The organism is Streptomyces mangrovisoli, from assembly GCF_000974985.2.
Classification (GTDB): domain Bacteria; phylum Actinomycetota; class Actinomycetes; order Streptomycetales; family Streptomycetaceae; genus Streptomyces; species Streptomyces mangrovisoli.
This window is the reverse complement of the sequence record NZ_LAVA02000080.1, coordinates 15,944-42,463: the sequence shown is the minus strand read 5'-3', so window position 1 is coordinate 42,463 and position 26,520 is coordinate 15,944. Positions and strand designations below refer to the sequence as shown.

Here is a 26,520-nt window from a genome sequence, read left to right as displayed (position 1 = left end):
TAGTTCAAAGCTCAAGGCCCCCTTAAGGTAAAGCTTGCGTCAACGTGCAAGGTGGTGACCGTGAAGCAACCAACCGCCGGTGGAGCCCGCCGGGCCGTCTTCGCGCCGGTCGACAACCTGGCCCGCGTCGAGGCGGTCGTGCACCGGCTGTCGGACGCCATCCAGCTCGGCCTGCTCGCGGACGGCGAGCAACTGCCCGGCGAGAGCGAACTGGCCGGCCAGCTAGGCGTGTCCACGGTGACCCTGCGGGAGGCCCTGATGGCGCTGCGCCAGCAGGGCCTGGTGATCACCCGCCGGGGCCGCGGCGGCGGCTCCTTCGTGTCGCTGCCCGAGACGCCGGGCGACGAACGGCTGCGGGTACGGCTGCGCGGCTGGACCACCGAGGAGCTGCGCGACCTCGGCGACCACTGGGCCGCACTGTCCGGAGCGGCGGCCCGGCTCGCCGCCGAGCGCACCGAACCGGACGACCTCGGACAGCTGCGGCGCACCGCCGAGGAGCTCGCGAAGGCCGCCGACACGGCCACCCGCAGCAGGCTCTACGGCCGCTTCCACGTCGAGCTGGCGGCGGCCGCGCAGTCCGCCCGGCTCACCCGCGAACAGGTCGCGCTCCAGGCGGAGGTCGGCGCACTGCTCTGCCTGGTGCTGGGAGACGACGAGCATCGTGAAGAAGTGGCGGACCGTCACCGGTCCGTAATCTCGGCGGTGCAAGATGGGGCGCACGCAACGGCCGGCACGCTGGCCGAGGAGTGCGTGCGGGAGTCGACGGCGCGGCTCGTCGCCGTGCGTCTGACCCTGTAGACCTCGTACGGTCCCGTCCGCTGGAGGGCGCCATGAGCAGCAGCCCCGGCCTCGTCGGTACGGCGGCCACGGCGCCGCCGCGGGACGCCTCGGCGGACGGGGGCGGCACGGCTCCGGCCACGGTCGGAACCTCGCGCGAGCAGCGGGTCGTGGCCCTCGTCGACGGCTGGCTCGAGGCCGTGTTCGACGCCGTCGCGCAGACCCGCGCCGACACCGCCGCACTGCTGGCCCGGGTGGCCGCGGAAGGCCGCCGCCCCGCCACCGCGGACCTCGCCGCACTGCGCCCCGGGCTCCATCTGCGCCTGACGCGCGACGAGTTGGTCAGCGGCGTGGGCTTCGTCGCCGCGCCGGGACTGCTGACGGACGTACCGGCCTGGCTGGAGTGGTGGCAGAGCACCGCCGACGGCGGCGTACGCCCGCTGCTGCTCGACCTCGACCCCGCGCAGTCGGCGTACTCGGACTACACGCACTGGGACTGGTTCGCGCTGCCCCGGGACACCGGGCGGCGGGCGGTGGCCGGACCGTACGTCGACTACCTCTGCTCCGACGAGTACAGCCTCACGCTGTCGGCACCCGTCGCCGTCGCGGGCCGGTTCGCCGGGGTGGCCGCGGCCGATGTGTACCTACGGCACTTCGAGGGCGCGGTGCTGCCGCTGCTGCGCGAACTGCCCGGCCCCGCGCGGCTGGTGAACGCGCGCGGGCGGGTGGCCGCCTCCGCCGACCCGGCCCGTCTGGCCGGATCCCTCACCAAGGGAACCGATTTCCAGGCCGTCCTGGAGGGCGGTCGGCCGGTCGCGGCCGGGGGGCTGCGACTGGTGCCGTGCCGGCGTGTCCCGCTGGTCCTCGTGGTGGACGGACACTGAAGCCCTGGGGCCGCCGCGGGGTGGTGACGTCCGTCGGGTGCGGGCCGGTGGGGGCTGAGCGCGCAGTTCCCCGCGCCCCTTTCAGGGGCACCTCGCAGCCGCGGCCCGAAAGGGGCGCGGGGAACTGCGCGAAAGGGCCTCACCGGCCCGCGGAGGAGTCCGGCGCCGTCGGCGACCTGAACGCCGACGGAGCCGGACCCTAGGTCTCCCGCGTGGGGACGACGCTGAGATGACCGGCCGTGCGCCGGACCGAGCGGCCCGGTCTGCGCGGCGCGGCGGCGCCCCGGCGGTTCTCCCGCAGAACCAGCGTCAGCCGGGTGTAGCCCATGTCCTGAAGGGTCTTGGGGGTCTCCTCGACGACGCGGCAGTCGGTGGCGCCCCAGCGCGGGTCGGGGTGGAGCAGCGGGCGGAGCGCCCCGTCGTGCTCGACGGCCGCCTCACCGACCGCCCGGATCCAGTGCGGCAGGCCCTGCCGGAAGGCGGCGTCCATCAGGGGGTCCTGCGCGATCTCCCGGCGGATCGCCTGGAGTTCGTGGTCGTGGCCCATGCGTTCCAGGGCGGCCCGGAAGTCCGCGAGCATCGGCAGGCACCAGCTCGCCTCGTGGTCACCGAGGACGGTGTCCGCTTCCGGATGGAACAGGACGAACCGGAGGAAGTTGTCACCCGGCATGGCCGTGGCATGGCCGCCGATACCGCGGAAAAGTGTCTCGAACGCGTTGTTGGTCAGGACCACGTCCCAGCGGTGGTCGACCACGACCGAGGGAAAGGGGACGGCGTCGAGGAACGTGGCGTAGTCCTGGAGATACGCCTGGGCCTCGAGGCCCTGGGGGACGGGCCGCGGTACGGACCGCTGCCCACCTGCCTGATATGCCATCGGGAGGTCACCCCTCTTGCCTCTGCGGCCTTCGCGCGGCGTCTTGATCCTGCGGCCCCGGTACGAGCGGTGTCAACTATCGTGGCATTTCACACTGGTTGACGGCTGAAATTGGCCACAGTTGTGGCGAGACCTGGATGTGAGTTCGAACCAACCGCTACTCTCCGGGAAGTTCACGGCAACCGCTTGTGAGAGGCCTGTGAGAGACGTAGGAGATCTGGCGGTGACGGATGGCTTCGAGATACCGGGCGCCGCGGCGACCGCTCTGCTGCCTGCCGTCGTCGCCCGCGTCACCGCACTCGCCGACCGGCTCGGCGTCCCGCACGCGGAGGTCTTCGACGTCGGCAGGCTGTCCGTCGCCTGCGGGGTGCCCGAGCCCGTGGTGCGCGCCCTGCTCAGCGGCCGCCCGGCGGGCGAGCCCGATGTGCAGTCCCGTTTCCTGCAACGCCTGGACCTGCTGCGGCGCACCCGGCTGAAGGCCAACGGACGCCGGTACACCCAGCAGGAGATCGCCGACGGGGCGGGCATGTCACGGCAGCAGGCCGGCGCGCTCATCAACGGCGACCGACGGCCCACCATGGAGCACTGCGACGCCCTTCAGCGGTTCTTCCGGGTGCACGCGGGCTTCCTGACCGCGGAAGACCCCGAGGCGCTCGCGGGCGCCCTCCAGCACACCGAGCAGGAGCTGCTGCAGAAGCTCGCCGACCGGGAGCGGGAGGCCACACAGCCGGCCGACGACCCGCTGGAGAAGTTGCTCCAGGACCACGGGGTGCGCGGAATCGCCTGGCGCGCCGCGCAGTTGCCCACCGACCAGCACCGCGACAAGGTCGCCGAATGGCTGGACATGCTCCTGGAGAGCGTCAAGCGACCCGAGTCGTGATCCTGGGGAGTTCGGGTGCGGGCTCGGATGCGCGCTCGCGTGCGCGTTCAGGTGCGCGTTCAGGTGCGAGGGCGGGGGCGCGTTCGGGTGCTTGGGGCTGAACTTCCGCCTGGGCGGCGGTGTTTCAAGTGGCGCTGCGTTCGCTCGCCTCTCTCAAGTCGCTCTCCAGCGCCTGCGTTCGGGCCAGGTCCGCCCGGCCCCCCGCGCCCTCGACCGCCGGCCGGCCCTCGACGAGCAGCTCACGCCAGTGCTCGCGGCTCCAGTCGGCGGGAGACGTGGTCGAGGTGAACTCCTCGATCAGGGACAGGAAGCGCGCCGGGTCGGAGTGGTACGGGAAGTGCCCTGCGCCCTCGAAGATCTCCAGCCTGCTGCCGGGCATCGCCGCATGGGCGCCGTACGCGTGCCGCACCGGCACCACGCTGTCCCGGTCGCCCCACAGCAGCATCGTGGGCATCCCCTGGGTGAGATAACAGCGGTCGAGCATGGTCACCACCTGGCCGCGCCAGTCGACCACGGCCCGCAGCGTGCGGATGAAGGCGTACCGCGAGGTGTCGTCCGGCAGGGCGTCCACCAGCGTCAGCAGCTCGGGGGCGTCCTGCCCGAGATCCGTGTCGAGCATCTTGAGCAGGTGCACCGCGAGGCCGACCTGGAGCCGCATCCCCGGCAGCCGCAGGGTGGAGAGCATCAGGTGCGCGCCGGGCAGCGAGACCAGGCGGAGCATCGGGTTGACCTCGCTCCCCACCCCGCCCGCGCTGACCAGGATGAGCCGCTCGGTGCGCTCGGGGAACTGGTAGGCGAACTGCATCGCCACTCCCCCGCCGAGCGAGTGCCCGACCAGCGTCGCCGACTCGACGCCCAGGGTGGTGAGCAGATCGCGTACCCCGTTGGCGTAGGCCGCGACGGAGTAGTCGGCGCGGGGCTTGTCGGAGGCGCCGTGGCCCAGCAGGTCGGGCGCGATCACGGTGTGGGTGCGGGCGAGGTCCGGGATCAGTTCCGCCCAGGTGGCGGAGGAGTCGCCGATGCCGTGGATGAGCACCAGCACCGGGCCGGATCCCGCCATGCGGAAGGCCCGCCGGTAGCCGTGCACGACGCGGTACTGCAATGCCAGTTCGTCCTTGCGCACCGGGCGCAGCCGTACGGTGCGCGCCGGTGGCCGGCGCCGGGCGTCCACCACGACTCGCCTCCCGTCCGGCCGGCCGCGAGGCGGCGGCCGAATGCCCTCCGCTCCAGCGTAGGCACCTCGTGTGCCAGGGGGTTTCCGTGAGGTTTCCCTTCCGCTACGCGGGCGAACGACGGCGGAGGGAAACGGGATTGTCAGTGGCGGCAGGCAAGCTGGAGGGGCGGGGCCGCCACGGGGGCGGAGCCGCGTGACCGTCGACACCCAGCGGGGAGATGCACGCCATGCCGACAGCCGTGATGACCGACCGTGAACGGGCCGCCGTACAGGCGTATCTGCGGCTGCTGCACACCGTCCGCGCCGCGTTCGACGGGCCGCCGGGCGATCGACCACCCGTGGTGCCGCCCGCCGTCCTCGCGGAGACCGAGCAGGCGCTGGCGGCCGCGGGCCTGACCGGCAACGAGGAGTCGTTCTTCCGGCTGCTCCAGACGTGGTGCCCCGCGCCCTGAGCAGCCATGCGAAAGAGGTGGGCCGCCTCCAGTGCCGAAGGCGGCCCACCCCGTAGGTGTGGCGTCAGCGGGCCGAGGTCACGGCCGGGCGCCGGTCAGCGAACCGGGTGACCGTGGTTCTGGCCGCCCTGGTTGTTGCCGCCCTGGTTGTTACCGCCCTGGTTCTGGCCGCCCTGCTGGTTGCCGCCCTGGTGGTTACCACCCTGGTTCTGGCCGCCCTGGTTCTGGCCGCCCTGGTTGTTGCCACCCTGGTTGTTGCCACCCTGGTTGTTGCCACCCTGGTTCTGGCCACCCTGCTGGTTGCCGCCCTGGTGGTTACCACCCTGGTTGTTGCCACCCTGGTTGTTGCCACCCTGCTGGTTGCCACCCTGGTGGTTACCGCCCTGGTTCTGCGAGCCCGGGTGGCCCTGGACGCCACCGCGGCCCGGCAGGTTGCCGTGGCCCTGGGCACCGTCGTGGCGACGGTTGTCGTCCTGGCGGCGACCGTCGTCGTGACGGCGGTCGTCATCGTGGCGGCGGCCGTTGTCGTGACGGCGGTCGTCGTCGTGACGACGGTTGTCGTGGCGCGGGTCGTGGCGACGGTCGTCACCGTGACGCCGGTCGTCACCGTGGCGGCGGTCGTCGCGGTGGTCGCGGCCCCACGAGACGCTGTCGACCAGGCGCCCGTGGTCGTTGCGCAGGGTCGCGGTGTCGACGTCGTCCCAGACCTGGACACGGCGGCCCTCGTACAGGTTGCGGCTGGTGTCAGTGCCGACGCCGGTGTGCACGCGGACCTTGGCGCCGGCGCCCAGCCACACATGCCGGAAGGTGTAGCTGTGACCGTCCCGGTCCGACAGCGTCCAGCCGGAGAGGCTCACCGCCTGCCGCGTGTGGTTCGTGACATCCACCCACTCCTGGTTCAGCACGGTGTTGGAGCGGTTGTGGTCGCCCCGGCCCGCGTGCTGCACCGCCGAGATGGAGACCGCGGTGAACTGGCGGGTGGAGTGGTCGGCGGCAGAAGCGGGCAGTGCCGAGGCCCCCATGGCGGCGGCGACCACGATGCCGGCGGCGGTCAGACGGCGGACGGATGAAGAAACGGACACAGGGGTATCCCTTCGCGGGTGCGCACACCCGGCCGGACCAGGGCAGAGAAACCCTGTGCTGACCGGATGCGTTGTGCTGGTGAGCGGCCGGTCGACCGCACACGCACACCCTGCCGCTCCGAATCGCCACGATGTGTGAGACATGCGAAGGGCATTACAGATTGCACAGATTCCTGTGACAGTAGCGTGCAATGTCCATTTATCGAATGAAAGAACATGTTTGTGTCATATTGATCCCCAAGGGCGTTGAAAAACACCGGACTTACCCGACTCAGGAGACTCCACCGGGACCCTCGGCACTCCGACAGGACCAGGGCGCTCACCCGAAAGTGAGTAACATTCGCAGGTCCGAACGGGGGACGGCGCGCAGCCACGAACGGGCGACACGCCGATGACGGCGCCAATGATTGACAACACGCACGATCAGGCGCCCGCGGTCACGGCCTTCAGCTCGTCCAGCGACTGACGCATCAGCAACTCCATCGGCCGTTCCTCGCCCGCCGCGATCCAGCGCTCGAAGCCGACCTTGAAGACGGCGATCCCCGCCTCGGCCGTCAGGCTGGCGGCCGGCTCGGCCACCCCCCGTGACCGCAGCGCACCGGCGACCGCGGCCGCGAGGGAGGCGAGTTTGATCAGTTCGCGTTCCTGGAGCTCCGCGTTCGCGACGATCACGGCCTGCCGCTGCCGGGCGAACGCACGCCGGTCGGCGAACATCGCGGAGACGGCGTCCAGCCCGGCCGCGACCGCGTCGATCGGCGCGGCACCGGCCGGCATCCCCTCGACTGCGTCGACGAACAGCTTCTGCAGGACGGGCGAACCGTCGAAGAGCACTTCGCGCTTGTCGGCGTAGTGCCGGAAGTAGGTCCGCTCGGTGAGACCGGCGCGCCCGGCGATCTCCGCAACCGTCGCCTGCTCGTAGCCGCGCTCGCTGTACAGCTCGAGCGCCGCCTTCGCCAGGCGTTCCCGCGTGTTCGGCTCCCACCTTCCCATGCGCCGATAGTACGTGATGACAGCCACTGACATCAGTGCTAGCGTCTATGACAGTCACTGACATCAACAGGTTTGGGGCACTCCCATGCGCATCTTCGTGACCGGCGCCTCCGGCTGGCTCGGTTCCGCCGTCGTTCCCGAGCTCATCGGCGCGGGGCACCACGTGGTCGGACTCGCCCGCTCCGACGCCTCCGCGTCCGCTCTCGGCGCCGCCGGGGCCGACGTCGTCCGCGGCACCATCGACGAGCTCGACGTGCTCCGCGACACCGCCGCCGCCTCGGACGGCGTGATCCATCTCGCGTTCAAGCACGACATCGCCTTCAGCGGCGACTTCCAGGGGGCCGTCGACGCCGATCGCCGCGCCGTCGACACCTTCGGCGAGGTACTGGCCGGGTCCGACCGGCCGCTGGTGATCGCCTCCGGCCTGCTCGGCCTCAAGCCGGGGCAGACCGCGACCGAGCAGGACATGCCCGCGGTCGACGGTTCCCCCATGTCCGGCCGCGCGGCCACCGCCGAGGCGGTGCTCGCCCTCGCCTCGCGCGGGGTGCGGGCCTCGGTCGTACGGCTCTCCCCGACCTGCCACGGCGAGGGGGACAACGGCTTCATGGCGACGCTGGTCGCCACCGCCCGCGCGAAGGGCGTCTCGGCCCACATCGGCGACGGAGCCAACCGCTGGCCCGCCGTGCACCGCCTCGACGCGGCCCGGCTGTTCCACCTGGCGGTGGAGAAGGCCCCCGCGGGCACGGTCCTGCACGGCTGCGCGGAGGACGGCGTCCCGCTCCGCGAGGTCGCCGAGGTGATCGGCCGCCGGCTGGGCGTGCCGGTGACCTCCGTGGCGCCCGAGGACGCGGCCGCGCACTTCACGTGGCTGGCCGGTCCGCTCTCCCTGGACGCACCGGCGACCAGCATCGCCACCCGGGAACTGCTGGACTGGGAGCCGACCCGCCCCGGCCTGCTGGCGGACCTCGAAGAGGGCCACTACTTCAAGTAACCGCCACGGCGGCCCGACGGTACGGCGAGCCGCGTTCCGCGCGGGGCGGGGCCGACACTTCCTTCGGCCGCGCCCCGCGGTCCCGGCGGCCGCCCCTCCCTCACGCGTCGAACCTCCCTCACCCGTCGAAGATCATCACCGCTCCGACGGCCATCCGGTGACGAACGGGCGGGCGGGAAGGTTGCCCTGGTTCGGCCGGGCATACGGCGGGTCGTCCCGAACGGACGGTCAACGTGCCGCTGCGCGGCGGCGGTCCCCGGACAGATACGCGGGAGCGGCCCAGGCGACCTCGTCGACGGCCAGCCACGGGGCGAGCGCGACCGCCGTCGGGGTCACCCCGGCGAACGCCATGACGTCCCGGTGCAGATGGGACTGGTCGGCGTAGCCGCTCTCCGCCGCCACCCGGGCCGCGCTCTGTCCGGCCGCGAGCCGGTGCGCCGCGTGGTCGAACCGGACGAGCTGCGCCGCACGCTTGGGGCCGAGACCGATCTGCTCCCGGAACCGTGACCACACGCGCTGGCGGCTCCAGCCGACCTCGTCCGCCAGCCGTTCGACCCGGACGGCACCGCGCCGTGCCACCAACTCACGCCAGATGTAGGCGATTTCGGGGTCGACCGCCGGACCGGCCGCGCGCCGTTCGGCGAGCGCCGTCTCCGCGATCGCGAACCGCTCCGACCAAGACCGGGCGGCGCGCAGCCGTTCCTGCGTCCGTTCGGCCGCGCGACCCCAGAGGGCGTCGAGCGGGACCGCCCGTCCGCTCAACTCGGCTGCGGGGCCGAGGACTTCGTACGCGAGCACCGGCGAAAGACGTAGTTGCAGGCAGCCGATGTCACGGCCGCGGCCCCGCACGCCGTGCGTGCCGAGCCCGACGACCACCCCGCCGGTGTGCCGCCCACCGCCCGCGTCGTCCACGGCGAGCGACCCGTCGCCGACGTCGACGGCCACCGTCACGGCCGGATACGGTACGACGCCCAGGTCGACCGGGTCCGTCGTACGGGCACGGAAGCCGGCCATGGCGAGGCCGCGCAGCCGGCCGGGACGACGGGCCGGGGTCGCGATGTCCCAGACCGCCGCGGCGGCGGCGCCGTGAGCCGGCTCGGCGGATCGCATGTCTTCAGGCTACGCGCCGGAAAGGGCTCGCGCGGCGGCCCCAAGCGCCGGGCCCCTTTCCGCCCCCGCCCCGACATTCGTCCAAGACCCCGGCCGCCCGCCCCGCCGAGACTGGCGGCACGCGCACACAACCGGACCGGAGAGGACCGCCCGACATGCCCGCACGGATGAACCCGCCGCACGCGACGGACCCGTTGGACCCGTTGGACCCCTTCACGCCGGCCGTCGAACTCGCGGCGGCCGTACGACGCAAGGAGGTCAGCCCAGTCGAGGTGGCCGAGCGCTTCCTGCGGCGGATCGACGACCTCGACCCGGGGCTCAACGCCTTCTGCCACCGGGCCGACGACGACGTCCTCAAGGCCGCCGCGGCCGCCGCCGACACCGTGGCGCGGGGCACCGAGGGCGACGCGCTGCCGCCGTTCCTGGGCGTACCGCTGCCCGTCAAGGATCTGGTGGACGTGGCCGGTTGGCCCACCACCTACGGCTCCGCGGGCGCCGCGCGCACCCCCGCGGCCGTCTCCGGTCCGGTCGTACGCCGGTTCGTGGCGGCGGGGTTCGTCCTGCTGGGCAAGACGACCACGTCGGAGTTCGGCGCGGTGCCGTTCACCGAGAACGACACCCTGGGCATCACCCGCAACCCGTGGAACACCGCCCGCACGCCGGGCGGTTCGTCGAGCGGGGCGGGCGTCGCGGTCGCCGCCGGGATGGCGCCGATCGCCCACGCCGAGGACGGCGGCGGGTCGATCCGCATCCCCGCGTCGTGCACCGGGCTGGTCGGTCTGAAGCCCACCCGCGGCCTGGTCACGGACGAGACCGTGCTGGTGGAGGGGTTCGGGACCAGTGGCGTGGTCAGCCGTACGGTCGCGGACACCGCGGCCGCGCTCGACGTGCTCGCCCGGCACGACCCGGGGGCGTGGTGGTCGCCGCCCGCTCCGCGGCGGTCCTTCGCGGACGCGCTGTGGCGGGACCTGCCCGCCGGGCTGCGGGTGGGCGCGCTCACCCGCTCCCCGGTCGACGGCATCCCGGTGGACCCGGCGTGCGTGGCGGCCGTCGACGCCGTCCTGCGCGCGCTGGAGTCGGCGGGCCACCACCTCGTCGACACGCCGCTGCCGCTGCCGCCCGCCGGGGAGCTGATCGGGGCGTTCACCACCGTGTGGAACGCGGGCGCCGCCGCCGTACCGCTGGCGGATCCGGAACGTGTGGAGCCGCACAACCGGGCGATGCGGGAGGCGGCGCGCGCGACCGACTCGTGGGCGTACGTGGAGGGGGTGCAGCGGACCCAGCACTTCTCGCGGCGCATCGTCGAGGGCTTCCTCGCCGGGTACGACCTGCTCGTCACGCCGACGATGGCGTGCCTGCCGCCGCCGGTCGGGGCCTGGCGCGCGGGCGCGGACGACAACCCGATGGCAGCGCTGCTGAACAGCTACCCGATGGGGGTGTTCACGTCCGTCTTCAACGTCACCGGTCAGCCCGCGATCTCCGTCCCGGTCCACCACGACGAGGCCACCGGGCTGCCGGTGGGCGTGCAGATCGTCGCCGCACCATGGCGGGAGGACCTGCTGCTCCAGGCAGCGGGACTGCTGGAACGCACCCTTCCGTGGGCGAACCGACGACCGCCTGTCGGCTGAGACGGAACGCGCGGCGCGCGGCTGGTGGCACCCTAAGCCGTCGTGGGGATGCTTCTGGACCGCGGGGTCGGCCGCTCCGGGCTGCGCCGGGACTTCCACGTGATGTCCTCCTTCAGGTCCGGGCTCCCTCCGGCTCACCTCCCCGTAATTCCTGACGCGGGGTCCGGGCGGGCAGGCAGGATGCCTGTCGTGGATCCCCTCCTCTGCGGACTGGCCGCCAACCCCGCCCTGCCGGGCGACCTGGTGGACCACCTGATCGCCCGCGCCGACGACGACCTCGCCCACGACCTCGCCCGTCGCCCCGACCTCAGCCACGCGCAGGCGCTCGCGCTGATGGAGCGCGTCACGGACAGCGCGGCGCTCCTCGCCTACGAGGGCCGGCTCACTGCGGCCGACGTGGACCCCGCCACCCACCCGGACGCCGTCCTCGCGCTGCTCGACCGGGGTGCCGGCCGCGCGGAGTGGGCCCGGCTGCTCGCGCGGGATCCCGACCGGTCGCGCCGGGAGCGGCTGGCGACCTGCCCGGATCTTCCCCCCGACGTGGTGGACGCGCTCGCGGCGGATCCGGACGTCCGGGTTGTCGCCGAACTCGCGCTGTGGACCACGTCGTCGGCCGCCGCGCGACTCGCCGGGCATCCGCACGCCGAAGTACGCCGGGCGGTGGCCGCCAACGAGTCGACACCGCCCGCGTCGCTCGAAGCCGTGGTCATCGGGACGGGTCTGCCGGCCCTACGAAGCTGTCTGGTCTGCGACCGGGAGGAGATCCCCTTCGTCCACGATCCGTACTGCCCGCGGGCCGACTGCGACCTGCCGTCGGGTGCCTCCTGCGACGGCTCCCACGAGTCCGCCCGACAGGACATCCTGGATGCGGCGCTCCGCAACCCCGCCCTCCCCGCCCACGTGCTCGTCGGCTTCGTGGACCATCCGTCGGCGCTGATCCGCCGGACCCTCGCCGACCGCCCGGACCTGCCCCGCGACGTGTACGAACGGCTCGCCGCGGACCCGGCTCACCTGGTGCGTGTCGACCTCGCCGGGAATCCTGCGCTCGACGACGCGCTGATCCGCCTGCTGGCCGAGGATCCCGGTGCCGACGTACGGCGCCGGGTCGCGGCGCACCCCCGCGTACCCCTCGACGTGCTGACCCGCCTGGCCCGCACCGCCAAGGCGGGCGGCACTCTTCTGCCCCGTGTCGCGGCCGCATCGGCCGCGGAGGTCGCCGAGTTGGCCGCCTCACCCGATCCGGCCGCCCGCATGGTCGTGGCCCACCGGCGCGACCTCCCGCCGGGCGTGCGCGACCGGCTGGCCACCGACCTCGACGCCAAGGTGCTCAAGGCCCTCGCCCCGCATCCCGGCCTGAGCGAAGCCCAGTTGCGGGACATGGTCGACCGGCACGGTGTGCGTGTCCTGGCGAGGGTGGCGACCAACCCGGACGCGAGTGCTGCCCTGTTGGAGGACCTGACCAGGCACCGGCCGCCGGTGCAGAAGGTGTTCCGCCAGATCGCCCGCCACGACCGCGCACCGGCCGCCGCCCTGGTGGCCTGCCTGGCGGACAGCCAGGCCAGGCCCCTGGCGGCCGCCCATGCGGCGCTCCCGCCGGAGGTCGTCGTGGGGCTCCTGAGGGACACGGACCCGCAGGTGGTCGAGGCCGCGGCGGCCAACCCGTCGCTGCCGGTCGCGGTGATGGCGGAACTGGTGCACGAGCGCTGAGCTCGCCCCCGGACCGGCCGGGCCGCCGCGCGGCCGCGGTGCGGGCCGGGCGCTGTGCCCTACGCCGCGAAGCCGATCGTGGTGACGTACTCGTACTGGCCCCACTCCGAGCCGAGGTCGACGACCGCGTCGGTGATCCAGGCGTCGTCGAGGGCCGTGGCGTCGTCGGCCGCCCATGCCTCGATGATGCGGTCCCAGTGGCGGACGTTGAGCGAGCGGTAGGCGACCGCGCGGTGGTGGGGGCGGTCCACCTGGGACTGGTTGAGGGGGTGGAACTCGACGCGGGTGCCGCGGCCTTCGCGGTTGAGTCGCGCGAGGAGGTAGCGGGCGACGTTGTGGCGGCGGACGATCCGGTACGTCTTCTCGATGAGTTCGAGGTTCTTCCTCGACGGTCCGCGCCGGCCGTCCAGCCACGCCTTGAGGGTGCGGTCGGTGACGGTCAGACCGGCCGCACGGGCGGCCTGGCGGGCATGTCCGCTACGGGTGAGGTAGTGCAGGCGCGCGAGCAGGCCCCGGCGTTGCGTGACCGGGGTGGTGACGAAACCGGCCAGGGCGTCCAACTGCCGGGCGACGGCCTCGTGTCCCCGGATGCCGCGGGCCCCGAACTTGCCGAATTCGATGTTCCGTTCCGGCACCCTCGTCTCCTCCGTGGTCGGCTCGCGGGTCCGCCGCCTCGCTGCCGGGTCACTCTAGTCGGCCGGGTGCGGGGCACCCACGCTGTACACGTCCTTGACCTTCACCTCGGTGACCCCGCGCCCCTCGTCGAACACGGCGCGCCAGTCGCCGACGACATGGAACTCGTCGGTACCCATCGCGCGGACCACCATCAGGCCCTGGTCGTAGGCGCGATGGGCCTTCCACCACAGGTTCGCGAAGGCCTGCGCGCGGATGAGGTGCATCCAGTCGGCGCGGTACAACTCGCGGTTGTAGTTGGACTCCCCGAGCGTGGACACGAACTTCGCGTACATCGCCTTGACGTAGTCGAGCGTCACCTCGTCGTCCTCGGCGATCGCCCGGTCCCGGGCGTCCTTCAGCGCGACGCGGAACTTCTCCAGCAGGCCCTCGGTGGCGCCGGAGGTCCAGGACTCGTGGATCTCCGGTGGGTCGCAGAGGCCGTACGCCGGTCCGGAGACCCGCAGCAGCAGGCGCAGGGTCGGCTCGGTCACCCACAGCGGGCCCGGCTCGTCCCGGCTGCCGATCGGGTTGGGCAGGTAGGCGTCGTGCTCCCACTCGGGCGGGGTGATCAGGTGCACGCCCGCGCGGCGGCGGTCGTGGTGGTCACCGGTGGAGTGCTCCAACTGGCCCAGCGGGAGATGCGTCTTGAGGGCGGAGAGGTAGGCGCCGTTGACGTCGAGCGCGGTGACCTCGTGCTCGCCGGGCGGCAGTTCGGGCCTGGCCCACTTGGGGCGGGCCTCCCAGATCTGGTCGGCGCCCCGGGCGGACTGCTTGCGCAGGACGTCCGGCAGCCAGGGGTGCGCGATGACGTCGTACCGCCCGCCCTTGCGGCTGTGGTCGAGCAGCGCCATCGCGTCCGGGATCGCCCGCTTCACCAGCGCCTTGGTCGCCGCCTCGACATCACCGGAGTGCTCGGCGAGCGCGGCCGCGACGGCCGAGCCGATGAGGTCCGGGGTGTCGGTGGTCTTGAGGCGACGGCCGGCGGGGACGACCGGCACCCCGCGCGGGGGCCTGCCCGGCCGGGCCGGGCGATCCACACGCGAGGGCTCCGGTTCCCGCCGCGCGGGGGTGGGTGCCGCCGGGGCGGTGGGCTCGGCCGTCTCCCGGGGTACGGCGGTCTCGCACTCGGCGGGGTCGAGGTGCTGGGGGAACCCCGCGACCTGATGGTGCGCGGGCTGCCCGCACAGCACGCAAGGCTCGGGGGCGGCGAGGTGGCCGACGTCGTCGGGGTCTTCGGTGGTGCCGGGGGCGGTGGGGTCGGCTGGGGCGGTCGGGGTGGCGGGGTCGATATGCGCGGTGAGGGGCTCGGCGGGCTCGGCCAACTCTGCCGTCTCTGCCGTCTCTGCCGCCAGTTTGGTCCGCGCCCCCGCGAGGAAGTACGCGTACTTCTCCCGTACTTCGCCGCTCGGGTCCCGTCCGGACTCCCAGCCCGCGACCGTGGACGGGCTGACGCCCAGGACCTCGGCGAGCCGGGGGCGCGAGAGGTTCAGTTCCTCGCGCAGGGTGCGCCGCTCCTCGGCGGAGGGCAGCGGGACCTCCTTCGCGGCCCCGGCAAGCAGCGCGTCGATCGCGCCGAAGTCGGTCATCGCGCGCCTCCCTCGATCGCCGCACGCCGTACGTCCGTCGGCTGCCGTACGGCCGTCGGCTGCCGGCCGGGGACACGGCGCCGCCGGGCGGGCAGCGCCTCCGCGGCCCGGGTGGGGCCTGCCAGCAGGTCGAGGACGTCGATGCCGTAGTGCGCGGCGACCGCCTCGCAGTCGGTCAGGCTCCAGGTGGCGGTTCCGGACTGACGGCGGCTCACCTGGGCCTGGCTCACGCCGAGGGCGGCGGCCAGCTCGGTCTGCGACTCACCGGCGGCGTGCAGCAGCGCCGCCACCGCCGACCGCACCCGTTCTTCGAGGCTCATGCCCATGTCCGGGACTTTAGCACCGGAACCTCATGAACTATGCGAAATACGCACCGCTCGGGGCCGGCAAAGGAAGACCCGCGCGGGGCGGCGGGCCGTCTGATGGCCCGCCGCCCCGTCACTCCGGCGCCCGGCGGCTCCGGTGCCCCGGTACCCCGGCGCTCCGTCACCCCGCCGCACCCTCCCCGCTCAGTCCTCGCCCCCGAGCGCGGCGGCCTCGCGCACCTCGCGGACCGCCGCCGCCACCTCCCCGAAGTTCTTCTTCAGGATCGCGCCGTGGTTGCCGGAGGCCTTCGCGCTGACGCGGATGTTCGTGTTGCGGGCGGTCACCGCGTCGATGCCGGCGCGGATCTGCTCCTGCTCGTCGCCGCGGCTGCCGAAGGACGAGCCCGAGGCGAGCACGTAGCGCACCGGGACGGTGATGTCGTCCAGCACCGGACCCAGTTCGCTCACCCGGGAGAGCCGGCCGAGCTCGATGTTGCTGTTCGCCTGCTCCTCGGCGGTCATCCGCGGGGTCAGGCCCGTCGGGCGCAGCAGCGGCATGAACCAGTTCAGCCGCTTGAACAGCGTGCGGATGCGCTCCTCCATGGCGTCGTCGAGCCAGTCGTGGGGGAAGGCGCCGTCGACCAGGACCGCGCCCAGGGCGCGGGCCGGGTTGCGGTGGGCCCAGTGCGCCGCGACGACGGCTCCGTAGGACCAGCCGACGACCAGTGCCCGCTCCACGCCCCGCGCCGCGAGGACGGCGTCGACGTCGCGGACGGCGGCCTCGAAGGAGTAGTCCGCCGACCGGCCCGACTTCCTGCCGCGGGCCCGCTCGTCGTAGGTGATGTGCCGCTGTTCCGAGCCCAGTTCGGCGATGACCCGGCTCCAGTACCCCTGGGTGGCGAACTGACCGTTGAGATAGACGACGGGGATGCCGGGGCCGCCGGTGTCGGTGACGGCCAGGGCGGTGTCGTCGACGGGCACCAGCCCCGTCCACGGCGCGGGGGCCGCGGCGGTGGAGGGCTGCGCGTGGTTCGAGGAGATGCTGGTCTTCGTCATGGGGTTCCCCCTGGTCGCGTGTGGTGTGGGCGTTTGGTCGCGTGTGGTGTGGGTGTTCGACGGGCCTCGGCGGGCGGCGCCCGCCCGCTCAGAGCGCGCGAGCGGTGATGTCGCCGCGCGAGGTGGTGGCGCGGATGTCGAGCTCGGTGGTGCCGTCGTTCTTCAGGGTGTTGGCGACACGGCCGTGGTCGGTGCCGGCGTCCAGCGCGGCCGAGACGCCCGCGGCCGCGCCGACGGTGATGTGGCCGTCCTGGGTGCGGAGCACGACGGTGCCGCGTACGGCCTCGTCGACCCGGATGTCTCCGCGGGCGGTGCTGATCTCGGCAGGACCGTTCAGCCTGCCGATCACCACGTCGCCGTCGACCGCGGTGAGGCGGACGCTCGCGGCCTCGTCGAGCTTGATCTGCCGGTGGGCGCCGTCGACGTCGACGTCCCCGAGACGGCCGACGCCGCGCAGTTCGCAGGCGCCGGACCTGGCCTCGACGCGGGACCCGGCCGGCAGCTGGACGGTGATCTCCACGGATCCGGACGGACCGAAGAGCTGGTTCCCGCCCTCGGCGCCGCCGATCCGCAGGACGCCGTCGGCGTAGGAGACGGTGGTCCGCCCGGCGGCCTCGACATCGCGCTTTCGCGCCGGGTCGGCGGGCCGCACCTCGACGGTGGCGTCCGCGCGGTCGGCGGCGATGAGCTGGAGCCGGCCGGCGGCGATGTCCACGATCGCGGCGATCGGGGCGGAGGTGTCGAACTTCTGCATGGTGTTCTCCTGCTTCTGCATGGCGTTCTCCTGGGTTCGTTCGTCGTTTCCGACATCACGAAAGCTACGTTGCTTTCCACATCGCGGCAACAAGTCAGTTGCGCCAAATCCGTGTAATCACTGGTCAGTTGCGTCAATCTGTTGCAACGAGCCTGTCGATAACGCAACGACCCCGCATGCCTTCATTGCAATGACCTTGCGGTGAACGCTATGGTGAAGGGCATGTCGGCACCGCCGCCCGCGGGCCCCGCAGAAGCACCGAGGAGATCGCGATGCCAGGAGGCAGACTCACCCAGCAGGAACGACGGGAGATCGCGCTGGGGCTGGCCGACGACCTCCCCTACGCCGAGATCGCCCGCCGCCTGGAGCGTCCGACCTCGACGATCACGCGCGAGGTGATGCGCAACGGCGGCCCCACCGTGTACCGCGCCGACCTCGCCCACCGGGCCACCGAGCGCCGCGCCCACCGGCGCGGGTCCGCCGCCGTCAAGGGACCGCAGTCGGCCCCCCAGCCGCACGGGCGCGACGCCGAGGCCGTGGCGGAGTACGAGGAGACGCTCACCCTCACGCTCATGGCCTCGGGCCTGCCGAAGACCTCGGCCCGCCTGCTGACCTGCCTGTTCGTCACCGACGCGGGCAGCCTCACCGCGTCCCAGCTCACCCAGCACCTCCAGGTCAGCCCCGCCTCCGTCTCCAAGGCGATCGCCTTCCTGGAGAGCCAGAGCCTCGTGCGCCGGGAACGGGACGAACGGCGCCGTGACCGGTACGTCGTCGACGACGACCTCTTCTACCAGGCGACGGTGGCCAGCGCCCGGGCCAACGACCGGCTCGTCGAGACCGCGCGCCAGGGCGTCGCCGTCCTCGGCACCCACACCCCCGCCGCCGCCCGCCTGGAGAACGTCGCCCGCTTCCTCGACTTCATCAGCGAGAGCATCACCCGCGCCGCGGAACAGGCCCGCGAGGTGCTGCGCACCCGGCCCGTGCCGCCCGCGCCCGCCGCGGACGACTCCGGCGGGCGCGGTCAGGACCCCGCCCGGACCGGCGTACGCTCGGCCTTGCGCGGGCACGCGTCCGATGACGGGACGCACGGGGTTCCGACGACGGGGCGCACGGAATCTTGAGGCACGCTTTACACAACGAACGCAACTACGAGCCCCGTCCGTACTGTCTGACATGGAGTCGGGCCGTCGGGACCGATGATCACAAGAGCAACGAGAGAGCGGGGCAGTTCGTGGGACGGCGTAAGGGCGGCATAGGGATCGCGCTCGTCGCGGGGGCGCTGCTGATGACGAGTGCCTGCGGCGGTGGCGGCAGCGACAAGGCGAGCGGCAGCGACGACGCGAAGGCGTCGACCAAGCCGAGTGCGAGCGCCTCCCCGTCGCCGACGAAGCCGCTGGGCCCGCCGATGCTGCTGGATACGATCACTCCGCAGACGGGCACCACGGTCGGCGTGGCCATGCCGATATCGGTGGTCTTCACCAACCCGGTCGCGGCCAAGGCGCGCGCCACGGTGGAGAAGCACATGAAGGTGAGCACCTCGCAGCCGGTGGCCGGTGCCTGGCACTGGTTCGGCGACCGGCGCGTCGACTGGCGGCCGAAGGACTACTGGCCCTCCGGCACGAAGGTGAAGATCGACGCCGACATGAAGGGTGTCAGCAACGGCAACGGCCGCTACGGCACCCACAGCTACACGCACACGTTCACCGTCGGCGACGACGTGCGCGCGGACGTCTCGGTGACCGGCCACACCATGAAGGTGACCCGCAACGGCAAGCTGGTGCGCACCCTGTCGATCAACGCGGGCAGCCCCCAGTACCCGACGTGGAACGGCACCATGGCCGTCATCGACAAGCAGGAGAAGGTCCATATGACCTCCTGCAGCGTCGGCATCAGCTGCGACAAGGGCAGCCCCAACTACTACGACCTGACGCTGCCGTGGGACGTCCACCTGACCCAGTCGGGCACGTACGTGCACTACTCGACCGGTGACCCCAACCCGGGCAGCGGCAGCGCGCGCGGCTCGCACGGCTGCGTCCACCTGTCCCTGTCGGACGCCAAGTGGTTCTACGGCCAGGTCAAGCAGGGCGACCCGGTCACGATCACCGGCTCCTCCCGCGCGAAGGCGTCGGCCGACAACGGCTACGCCGACTTCAACCTCGGCTGGAGCGAGTGGCTCGCGAGCAGCGGCTCCGGGGAGGGCACGACCGCCACGCTGTGACGGTCGGCCACAGGACTTGGTGGCGGCGCGGCAGGCATTCTCCGGATGCCCGCCGCGCCGCAGCTTTGTCTGTGGGGGCGCGGTCGCTTGACGGGGGCGCCGGGGCCGCGGTCAGGCGGGGTCCGCCGGTGGCAGCGGGTCCAGGACCGGGCTGGTCAGGTGCTGGTAGATGATCGAGGTGCGGAAGCCCACGATCTCCCGGCGGTTGGTGAACTGGTCCAGCAGGAACGCGTGCAGATGGTCGATGTCCTGAGCCGTGACGTGGACGAGGAAGTCGTCGCTGCCGGCCATCGTGAACACCGAGACGACTTCGGGCAGTTCGGTCACCGACCGCTCGAACGCGGCGACGACGTCCCGGCGCAGCGGCCGCACCTGCGTCGCCACCATCGCCTGCACCGGGCGGTTGAGGGCGCGCAGGGAGACCTTGGCGGTGTAGCCCTGGATGATGCCCCGCCGGTGCAGGAGCCGGGTGCGTTCGAGGCAGGTGGACGGGGCGACGCCGAGCTTCTCGGCGAGGGCGCGGTTGGACATCCGGCCGTCCAGCTGCAGATGGCGCACGATCGCCGAATCAACTTCGTCCATGGCTGCCTCCGCGCGTCGGATCCCGAACTTGATTCGGTGAACGGCCCAACTACCCGTGCACCAGCCTAACTTCGACGGTATGAGCCAAGCGTTCACACACGAAGAAGTAGTCGTCCGCCGCGGCAGCCGCTCGGCGCTGCCGCTGATCGTCGCCGTCCACTCCCGTCTCCTCGGCCCCGCGGTCGGCGGCTGCCGGATGCGGCGCTACGACACCTGGCAGGAGGCCCTCACGGACGCGCTGCGTCTGTCGGAGGCCATGACCCACAAGGCCGCGGTGGCCGGTCTGGACTTCGGGGGCGGCAAGAGCGTCGTCGCCCTCGGCCCGGACACCGAGCTCACCCCCGCCCGGCGCGAGGCGGCGCTGGCGGACCTGGGCGAGCTGGTCGCGTCCTTCGACGGGTCGTACCGCACGGGTCCGGACATCGGCACCGGCCCGCAGGACATGGCCGTGCTCAGGCGTTTCACGCCGTACGCCTACTGCGCGCCCGAGGAGCACGGCGGCACCGGGGACTCCGGCGGGCCCACCGCGACCGGGGTGCTGGCCGCCCTGCGCTCCGGCGCCCGGCAGGTGTTCGGTGACGCCTCCTGCGCCGGCCGCACGGTGGTCGTCAGCGGGTTCGGGTCGGTCGGCGGCCGGATCGCGGCCGCGCTGGCCGCCGAGGGCGCGCGGATCGTGGTCTCGGACGTGGACCCGAGCCGCAAGGCGGCGGCCCTGGCCCTCGGACACGGCTGGGTGGAGCCCGAGCGGGCCCTGTCCGCGCCCGCCGACATCCTCGTCCCGGCGGCCGTCGGCGGTGTCCTGAGCCGGGCGGTGGTGCCGCGGCTCGCCGCGCGCCTGGTCGTCGGCCCGGCGAACAACCAGCTCACCGAGGACTCTGTCGCCGACGCGCTCGCCGCGCGCGGGATCCTCTGGATCCCCGACCATGTGGCCGGGGCGGGCGGCATCGTCTACACGCTGAGCCGGGAGTCGGAGCACTACGGTCACGAAGCCGCCCTGAGGCGGGTGGAGTCGATCGGCGACACCGTGGACCGCCTGCTGGAGTCGGCCCGTTCGGCCGGTGTCACGCCTCTGCGGGCGGCCCGCCTGCTCGCCGAGGCCCGGCAGACCGCGGCCGCCGCGCCCGCACTCCACCCCTGACGCCCTCTCCGCACCGGATCGGCCGCGCCGGATCAGCCATCAGCCGGGCCGGATCAGCCGTCAGCCGCACCCGGTCAGTCGCGGCGCGCGAACAGGAACGCCTGCGCGGCCGGTCCGTCCGGGTCGAGCAGCAACTGCGCCTCGACCGTGAACCCCGCCTCGCGCAGCCACGCGGTCATGCGCTCCGGACGGCGGCGGTGCACAGGGACGCGCATCGGGTGGCCGCCGTAGCCCTCGGTCTTCACGCGGGACGTGTCGCCGACGTGGAAGAGAAGGTGCAGCACGCCGCCCGGCCGCACCGCCCGGTGGAAGTGGCCGAGCACCGCCGGTATGTCGCCGTCGGGGATGTGGATCAGCGACTGCCAGGCCAGCACGCCGCTCACCGAGGCGGCGGGCAGGGCCGGGTCGGTCATCGAGCCGACCTCGAAGCGCAGACCGGGATGGTCGCGGCGGGCCACGTCGATCATCCCGGGCGAGAGATCGATCCCGAAGGCGTCGACACCGAGGGCGTGCAGCTGCGCGGTGACATGTCCGGGCCCGCAGCCGATGTCCGCCACCGGTCCGCCGCCCGCCTCCCGCACGGCGTCGGCGAACAGCGTCAGCGCCGCGCGCAGGTAGCCGGGCCGGGCGAGGGCGCCGCGTACCTGGTCGGCGTAGCCCTCCGCGACCGTGTCGTACGAGACGCGGGTGTCGGTCAGCCAGTCTTCGGTCTCCATGCGCGGGACGCTAGCGCCCCCGGCGGCAGCGGGAGAACCGGCGGCGGGTGACCGTGCCAGAATCGGCGGGTGCAGATCAGGGTGCTGGGGCCGTTGGAGGTGCGCGCGGCGGACGGCGGGGTGGCCGACGTGCCGGGGGCGCGGTTGCGCGGGCTGCTCGTCGCTCTCGCGCTCAGGCCGGGGCAGGTGATCGCCCGGGCGTCGCTCGTGGACTGGATCTGGGGCGAGCACCCGCCCGCGGACGCGGCCAACGCCTTGCAGCGCCTGGTCTCCCGGCTGCGCAAGACGCTGCCGGAGGCGGTGGTGCAGGGGCAGACCGACGGCTACCGGCTGATGGCGGACGGGGACGACGTCGACGCCGTACGGTTCGAGCGGTTGGTGGCCGACGCGGGCCGGGCCGGCCGCACGGATGTGACGCTGCGAGTGCAACTCCTGCGTGAAGCAGGCGAGTTGTGGCGTGGGGACGCGCTTCAGGACGTCGGCCTGCAAGGGGGTGCCGCGTTCGACGCGGCCGCGGCCCGCCTCGACGGCCTGCGGGTGACGGCCCTGGAGGAGCTGTACGACGCCGAGATCGGCCTCGGGCACGGGGAGTCGGTCGTCGCCGAGCTGACCGATCTGGTGGCCGCCCACCCGGTGCGGGAACGGCTCGCGGGCGCGCTGATCCGGGCCCTGGTCGCGGCCGGCCGGGACAGCGAGGCGCTGGTGGCGTTCCAGCGCATCCGCCAGGCCCTCGCCGACGAACTGGGCGCTGACCCCTCGCCCGAGCTGGCGGCACTGCATGTCGCGCTGTTGCGGGGTGAGTTGGGCGGACGGCGCGAGGAGACCGGCCGAAGCAGCAATCTGCGGGCCGAGTTGACGACGTTCGTGGGCCGGGAGACCGATGTCGCCGCGGTGCGCGAGCTGCTCGCCGAGCATCGGCTGATCACCGTGATCGGTCCCGGCGGGGCGGGCAAGACCCGGCTGGCCACGGAGACCGCGCGCACACTGCTGGGCGAACTGCCGGACGGCGCCTGGCTGGTGGAGCTGGCCGCGGTCGGCCCGGACGGTGATGTGGCGCAGGCGGCGCTCGCCGGGCTCGGCCTGCGCGACACCCTGCTCGGCGACGCCCCCCATCTGGAGCTGACCGACCGGCTGGCCGCCGCGATCCGCGAGCGCGAGGCGCTGCTGATCCTCGACAACTGCGAGCATGTCGTCGAGGCGGCCGCCGTCTTCGCGCACCGGCTGCTCGGCGAGTGCCGGCGGCTGCGCATCCTGGCGACCAGCCGGGAACCGCTCGGCATCACCGGCGAGGCGCTGTGGCCGCTGGAGCCGCTGGAGTTGCCCGCGCGGGACGCGGGCCCCGAGCAGATCGCAGCCTCCCCCGCCGTACGGCTGCTGCGGGACCGCGCGCGGGCGGTGCGCCGGGATCTCGCGGCCGACGCCGGTACGACGGCGACGATGGTGCGCGTGTGCCGGGCGCTGGACGGGATGCCGCTGGCGATCGAGCTGGCCGCGGCCCGGCTGCGCACCATGCCCCTCGGCCAGCTCGCGCACCGGCTCGACGACCGCTTCCGGCTGCTGACCGGCGGCAGCCGGACCGCCCTGCCGCGCCACCGGACGCTGCGCGCGGTCGTCGACTGGAGCTGGGAGCTGCTCTCCCCGTCCGAACGCGCCGTGCTGCGCAGGCTGTCGGTGTTCTCCGGCGGCGCGAGCCTGGACGCCGCCGAGGAGGTCTGCGCGGGCGCTGACCTCCCGCCCTGGCAGGTCCTGGAACTGCTCACCTCGCTCGCCGAGAAGTCGCTGCTGTTCACCGAGACCTCCGGCGCGGCCCGCTACCGGATGCTGGGCACGATCAAGGAGTACGCCGGTCAGAAGCTCGCCGAGGCGGGAGAGGCGGACGAGATACGGCGGGCGCACCTCGCGCAGGTCACCGGGCTCGCCGAGACCGCCGAACCGCATCTGCGCCGCGCCGAGCAACTGCACTGGCTGGCCGTGCTAGGCGCCGAGCACGACAACCTCACCGCCGCGCTGCGCGGCGCCCTCGCGGCCGGCGAGGCGCAGGCCGCGATGCGGCTGGCGGCCGCCGCCGGGTGGTACTGGTGGCTCAGCGGCCACAAGAGCGAGGGCATGGAGCTGATCAGCGCGGCCACCCGGGTCCCCGGTCACGTCGACGACGACATCCGGGCCACGGTGTACGGGCTGATGGTGATGTTCGTCAGCTCCGGGCGGGGCGACGAGCACCAGGCCGCGGAATGGATCCACAAGGCCTACCGCCACAACGAGCAGGCGGGGCACCTCGCGCGCCGCCATCCGCTCCTGGGGTTCGTCGCGCCGCTGGAGCGGATGCTGCGGACGCCGGACGACTTCCTGTCCGCGTTCGAGCCGCTGCTCGACGACGAGGATCCGTGGGCGCGGGCGCTGGCCCGGCTCCATCTGGGCAAGATGCGCATCCTGCTCGGCCAGTCCAGTCCGGTGGCGGACGCGTATCTCCAGACGGCGCTCGGCGAGTTCCGGGCCCTGGGCGAGCGGTTCGGGATCTCGTTCGCGCTGACCGAGCTGGCCGAACGGATCGCCGTGCGCGGGGAGTTCGCCGCCGCGTGCGAGCTGCTGGAGGAGGCGATCACGGCCGTCGGCGCGCTGGGCGCCGCCGAGGACGTCATCCGGATGCGGTCGCGGCAGGCGCAGTTGTACCGGCTGCTGGGCGACGAGGAGGCGAGCGCGGCCGCCCTCGCGGAGGCGGAGCGGTGCGCGCGGCGCGTCGCCTGGCCGGACGCGCTCGCCGAACTGGCCTTCTGCCGTGCCGAACTGGCCCGCTGGGCCGGTGACATGACGGAGGCGATCCGTCAGGTCGACCTCGCGCAGGCCGTGTTGGGCGCCGAGGCCGGGCAGACCAGCATCCGCGCCCTGACCCACGACGTGCTGGGCTATCTGGCCGACGACCTCGGCGAGTCCCGCGCGCATCGCGCGGCCGCCGTGGAGGCCGCCTCGCTGGCCGGGCACGCCACGCTGATCGCGCAGGTCCTCGTCGGCGTCGCCGACCTCGCGCTGCGCCGCGACCGGCCCGAGCAGGCCGTACGGCTGCTGGCGGCGAGCACGCGGCTGCGCGGGCTGCCCGACCGCTCCCACCCGGACGCGGCGCGGATCGAGCGAGACGCCCTGGACCGCCTCGGCGACGTGCGCTATGCCGAGGCGGCCGGTCAGGGCGCGGAGGCGGACTGGTCCGCACTGGCGGGGGCGGCGCTGGCCCCCTGACATCAGGCCCGCTTCCGGAAGGTCGTCACCGCCCAGACGTAGCCGACCAGGGCGAGCCCGGCGCACCAGGCGACGGCCGCGATCGCGTCGCCGCGGGACGGATCGCCCGCGAGCAGCCCGCGCAGGGTCTCGATGACCGGGGTGAAGGGCTGGTACTCGGCGAACTGGCGCACCCCGGCCCCCATGGTGTCCGCGGGCACGAACGCGCTGCTCAGGAACGGCAGCATGATCAGCGGCACGGTGGCGAGGCCCGCCGACTCCGCGGTCTTCGCGGCCAGGCCCATGGCGACGGTGAGCCAGGCGGCCGCGACGGTGAGCAGGACGAGCAGTCCGAACACCCCGAGCCAGCCGAGCGCGCCGGCGGCCGGGTCGAAGCCCAGCGCGAAGGCGAGGGCGACGATGGCGGCGTCGGCCACCAGGCAGCGCACCGCGGTGACGACGACGTGCCCGGTCAGCACGGCCCCGCGTGAGACGTCCATGGCCTTGAAGCGGTTGATGATGCCCTTGGTCATGTCGTCGTTGACGGCGGTCGCCGTCGACCCCAGCCCGTAGCTGACGGCCATCACGAGCAGGCCGGGGGTCGCGTAGTCGACGTAGTCCTCGCCGACGCTGAAGGCGCCGCCGAACACCTTGACGAACATCAGCATCATCACGAGCGGGAACAGGACCGCGTTGAAGATCACCAGCGGATTGCGCAGGGAGTGCTTCAGATTGCGGCGCAGCATGATCGTCGAGTCGGCCAGAGCCGTGGAAAATCCGCTCACTTGGCGGTCACCTCCGTGCTGACGCGCCCGGTCAGGGCGAGGAAGACGTCGTCGAGGTCGGGCGTGTGCACCGAGAACTCCCGGGAGCCCAGCAGGTGTTCGTCGAGCAGGTCGAGCAGGGCCCGCAGCGACCGCGACTCGCCGTCGCTGGGCACCCGCAGGGTCAGCTCCTGGTCGTCGCGTACGGCGCCGGGCAGGAGCCGCGCCGCGGCGTCGAGTTCGTCGGGCCCGGCGAACCGCAGCCGCACATGGGTGCCGGGGATCTGCCGCTTGAGCTCCTCGGCGGTGCCCTCGGCGACCAGCCGGCCCTGGTCGAGGACGGCTATCCGGTCGGCGAGCTGGTCCGCCTCCTCGAGGTACTGCGTGGTCAGGAAGATGGTGGTGCCCTCGGCCACCAGGCCCCGGACGATGTCCCACATGGTGCGCCGGCTGCGCGGGTCGAGGCCGGTCGTCGGCTCGTCCAGGAAGATGATCCGCGGGCTGCCGACCAGGGTCATCGCCAGGTCCAGCTTGCGGCGCATGCCGCCGGAGTACGTCGAGGCCTGCCGGTCCGCCGACTCCGTCAGGTCGAAGCGCTCCAGCAGCCCGTCGACCACCGAGGCGGCGGGGCGCACGCGCCGGAGGTCCGCCATCAGCCGCAGGTTCTCGCGGCCGGACAGCAGTTCGTCCACCGCCGCGAACTGGCCGGTCACCCCGATGGCCGAGCGCACCTGCCGGGTCGCGGTCGCCACATCGTGGCCGGCGACGCGCACCGAGCCGGCGTCGGCCTTCATCAGTGTGGCGAGGATGTTCACCGTCGTCGTCTTGCCCGCCCCGTTCGGGCCGAGCAGGGCGAAGACCGATCCCTCGGCCACCTCGAAATCGATGCCGTCGAGTACGGCCTTGTCGCCGTACGCCTTGCGCAGTCCGGTGACTGCGATCGCGGAACTGTTCATGTCCTTCACGG

Annotated in this window: 25 protein-coding genes; 11 read left to right on the top strand and 14 right to left on the bottom strand. The window is 73.1% G+C overall.

Features of this window, described 5'->3' with window-relative positions:
• Nucleotides 1–51: 51 nt before the first annotated feature.
• Together WN71_RS28810 and WN71_RS28805 are read left to right on the top strand one after the other, a co-directional pair.
• Nucleotides 52–798, top strand: coding sequence for a FadR/GntR family transcriptional regulator (locus WN71_RS28810; RefSeq protein ID WP_420856538.1), 747 nt, complete (start codon nucleotides 52–54; stop codon nucleotides 796–798).
• Nucleotides 799–830: 32 nt separating this feature from the next.
• Entirely contained in the window at nucleotides 831–1,661 is an 831-nt protein-coding gene (locus tag WN71_RS28805) for a cache domain-containing protein (protein ID WP_240529798.1), read from the top strand.
• A 199-nt stretch (nucleotides 1,662–1,860) separates the two neighbouring features.
• On the opposite strand, the gene WN71_RS28800 is transcribed toward WN71_RS28805, so the two are convergent.
• Complete coding sequence (locus tag WN71_RS28800; RefSeq protein WP_046589587.1) at nucleotides 1,861–2,535, bottom strand: MmyB family transcriptional regulator; 675 nt, start codon at nucleotides 2,533–2,535, stop codon at nucleotides 1,861–1,863.
• A 223-nt stretch (nucleotides 2,536–2,758) separates the two neighbouring features.
• Here WN71_RS28800 and WN71_RS28795 point away from each other — a divergent pair, with 223 nt between their 5' ends.
• Complete coding sequence (locus WN71_RS28795) at nucleotides 2,759–3,415, top strand: helix-turn-helix domain-containing protein (protein ID WP_046589585.1); 657 nt, start codon at nucleotides 2,759–2,761, stop codon at nucleotides 3,413–3,415.
• 124 nt (nucleotides 3,416–3,539) lie between these two features.
• On the opposite strand, the gene WN71_RS28790 is transcribed toward WN71_RS28795, so the two are convergent.
• Complete coding sequence (locus tag WN71_RS28790) at nucleotides 3,540–4,589, bottom strand: alpha/beta fold hydrolase (RefSeq protein WP_079178179.1); 1,050 nt, start codon at nucleotides 4,587–4,589, stop codon at nucleotides 3,540–3,542.
• A 227-nt stretch (nucleotides 4,590–4,816) separates the two neighbouring features.
• Here WN71_RS28790 and WN71_RS28785 point away from each other — a divergent pair, with 227 nt between their 5' ends.
• Nucleotides 4,817–5,041, top strand: coding sequence for a hypothetical protein (locus WN71_RS28785; RefSeq protein WP_046589635.1), 225 nt, complete (start codon nucleotides 4,817–4,819; stop codon nucleotides 5,039–5,041).
• A 95-nt stretch (nucleotides 5,042–5,136) separates the two neighbouring features.
• On the opposite strand, the gene WN71_RS43365 is transcribed toward WN71_RS28785, so the two are convergent.
• Nucleotides 5,137–6,123, bottom strand: coding sequence for a lamin tail domain-containing protein (locus WN71_RS43365; protein WP_063777723.1), 987 nt, complete (start codon nucleotides 6,121–6,123; stop codon nucleotides 5,137–5,139).
• Between the two features lie 423 nt (nucleotides 6,124–6,546).
• On the bottom strand, nucleotides 6,547–7,113 hold the full coding sequence (locus WN71_RS28775; protein ID WP_046589583.1) for a TetR/AcrR family transcriptional regulator: 567 nt from the start codon (nucleotides 7,111–7,113) through the stop codon (nucleotides 6,547–6,549).
• An 85-nt stretch (nucleotides 7,114–7,198) separates the two neighbouring features.
• Here WN71_RS28775 and WN71_RS28770 point away from each other — a divergent pair, with 85 nt between their 5' ends.
• Nucleotides 7,199–8,104 carry an SDR family oxidoreductase gene (locus WN71_RS28770; protein WP_046589577.1) on the top strand — a complete coding sequence of 302 codons (906 nt, stop codon included), beginning with the start codon at nucleotides 7,199–7,201 and terminating at the stop codon, nucleotides 8,102–8,104.
• A 228-nt stretch (nucleotides 8,105–8,332) separates the two neighbouring features.
• Here the strand turns inward: WN71_RS28770 and WN71_RS28765 are convergent, their stop codons facing one another.
• Nucleotides 8,333–9,214, bottom strand: a complete 882-nt coding sequence (locus WN71_RS28765) for a helix-turn-helix domain-containing protein (RefSeq protein WP_046589575.1) — start codon at nucleotides 9,212–9,214, stop codon at nucleotides 8,333–8,335.
• A 155-nt stretch (nucleotides 9,215–9,369) separates the two neighbouring features.
• Between WN71_RS28765 and WN71_RS28760 the strand changes: the two genes are divergently transcribed.
• Nucleotides 9,370–10,842 carry an amidase gene (locus WN71_RS28760; protein ID WP_079178178.1) on the top strand — a complete coding sequence of 491 codons (1,473 nt, stop codon included), beginning with the start codon at nucleotides 9,370–9,372 and terminating at the stop codon, nucleotides 10,840–10,842.
• 189 nt (nucleotides 10,843–11,031) lie between these two features.
• Complete coding sequence (locus WN71_RS28755) at nucleotides 11,032–12,549, top strand: hypothetical protein (protein WP_046589574.1); 1,518 nt, start codon at nucleotides 11,032–11,034, stop codon at nucleotides 12,547–12,549.
• A 59-nt stretch (nucleotides 12,550–12,608) separates the two neighbouring features.
• Here WN71_RS28755 and WN71_RS28750 read toward each other — a convergent pair whose 3' ends face one another.
• The 5 genes from WN71_RS28750 to WN71_RS28730 form a co-directional block, all read right to left on the bottom strand.
• Nucleotides 12,609–13,184 (bottom strand): hypothetical protein, encoded by a 576-nt coding sequence (locus tag WN71_RS28750; protein WP_046589572.1) that lies wholly within the window; start codon nucleotides 13,182–13,184, stop codon nucleotides 12,609–12,611.
• A 54-nt stretch (nucleotides 13,185–13,238) separates the two neighbouring features.
• Nucleotides 13,239–14,810, bottom strand: a complete 1,572-nt coding sequence (locus WN71_RS28745) for a helix-turn-helix domain-containing protein (protein WP_046589571.1) — start codon at nucleotides 14,808–14,810, stop codon at nucleotides 13,239–13,241.
• Nucleotides 14,807–15,136, bottom strand: coding sequence for a helix-turn-helix transcriptional regulator (locus tag WN71_RS28740; protein ID WP_052743135.1), 330 nt, complete (start codon nucleotides 15,134–15,136; stop codon nucleotides 14,807–14,809). Before WN71_RS28740 ends, WN71_RS28745 begins: the two co-directional genes overlap by 4 nt.
• A 183-nt stretch (nucleotides 15,137–15,319) precedes the next feature.
• A complete protein-coding gene (locus WN71_RS28735; protein WP_046589569.1) occupies nucleotides 15,320–16,171 on the bottom strand; it encodes an alpha/beta hydrolase in 852 nt (283 codons plus the stop codon).
• Nucleotides 16,172–16,259: 88 nt separating this feature from the next.
• On the bottom strand, nucleotides 16,260–16,925 hold the full coding sequence (locus tag WN71_RS28730; protein WP_046589625.1) for a DUF4097 family beta strand repeat-containing protein: 666 nt from the start codon (nucleotides 16,923–16,925) through the stop codon (nucleotides 16,260–16,262).
• A 272-nt stretch (nucleotides 16,926–17,197) separates the two neighbouring features.
• Here WN71_RS28730 and WN71_RS43515 point away from each other — a divergent pair, with 272 nt between their 5' ends.
• Both WN71_RS43515 and WN71_RS28720 read left to right on the top strand, forming a co-directional pair.
• Nucleotides 17,198–18,046: a helix-turn-helix domain-containing protein gene (locus WN71_RS43515; protein WP_079178177.1), complete on the top strand. Its 849-nt coding sequence runs from the start codon at nucleotides 17,198–17,200 to the stop codon at nucleotides 18,044–18,046.
• A gap of 110 nt (nucleotides 18,047–18,156) precedes the next feature.
• Nucleotides 18,157–19,143 carry a L,D-transpeptidase gene (locus WN71_RS28720; RefSeq protein WP_046589568.1) on the top strand — a complete coding sequence of 329 codons (987 nt, stop codon included), beginning with the start codon at nucleotides 18,157–18,159 and terminating at the stop codon, nucleotides 19,141–19,143.
• Nucleotides 19,144–19,254: 111 nt separating this feature from the next.
• On the opposite strand, the gene WN71_RS28715 is transcribed toward WN71_RS28720, so the two are convergent.
• Complete coding sequence (locus tag WN71_RS28715) at nucleotides 19,255–19,725, bottom strand: Lrp/AsnC family transcriptional regulator (RefSeq protein ID WP_046589566.1); 471 nt, start codon at nucleotides 19,723–19,725, stop codon at nucleotides 19,255–19,257.
• 79 nt (nucleotides 19,726–19,804) lie between these two features.
• On the opposite strand from WN71_RS28715, the gene WN71_RS28710 reads away from it, so the two are divergent.
• Entirely contained in the window at nucleotides 19,805–20,863 is a 1,059-nt protein-coding gene (locus WN71_RS28710; RefSeq protein ID WP_046589564.1) for a Glu/Leu/Phe/Val dehydrogenase dimerization domain-containing protein, read from the top strand.
• Between the two features lie 74 nt (nucleotides 20,864–20,937).
• Here the strand turns inward: WN71_RS28710 and WN71_RS28705 are convergent, their stop codons facing one another.
• The gene (locus tag WN71_RS28705; RefSeq protein WP_046589562.1) at nucleotides 20,938–21,579 is read right to left on the bottom strand and encodes a class I SAM-dependent DNA methyltransferase; all 642 of its coding nucleotides are present in this window, start codon (nucleotides 21,577–21,579) and stop codon (nucleotides 20,938–20,940) included.
• Nucleotides 21,580–21,648: 69 nt separating this feature from the next.
• Here WN71_RS28705 and WN71_RS28700 point away from each other — a divergent pair, with 69 nt between their 5' ends.
• Nucleotides 21,649–24,810: an AfsR/SARP family transcriptional regulator gene (locus WN71_RS28700; protein WP_046589560.1), complete on the top strand. Its 3,162-nt coding sequence runs from the start codon at nucleotides 21,649–21,651 to the stop codon at nucleotides 24,808–24,810.
• Nucleotides 24,811–24,812: 2 nt separating this feature from the next.
• On the opposite strand, the gene WN71_RS28695 is transcribed toward WN71_RS28700, so the two are convergent.
• Both WN71_RS28695 and WN71_RS28690 read right to left on the bottom strand, forming a co-directional pair.
• Nucleotides 24,813–25,574: an ABC transporter permease gene (locus tag WN71_RS28695; RefSeq protein ID WP_046589558.1), complete on the bottom strand. Its 762-nt coding sequence runs from the start codon at nucleotides 25,572–25,574 to the stop codon at nucleotides 24,813–24,815.
• Nucleotides 25,571–26,509, bottom strand: a complete 939-nt coding sequence (locus WN71_RS28690) for an ATP-binding cassette domain-containing protein (protein ID WP_046589556.1) — start codon at nucleotides 26,507–26,509, stop codon at nucleotides 25,571–25,573. The genes WN71_RS28695 and WN71_RS28690 overlap by 4 nt, the downstream gene beginning before the upstream one ends.
• Nucleotides 26,510–26,520: the final 11 nt, after the last annotated feature.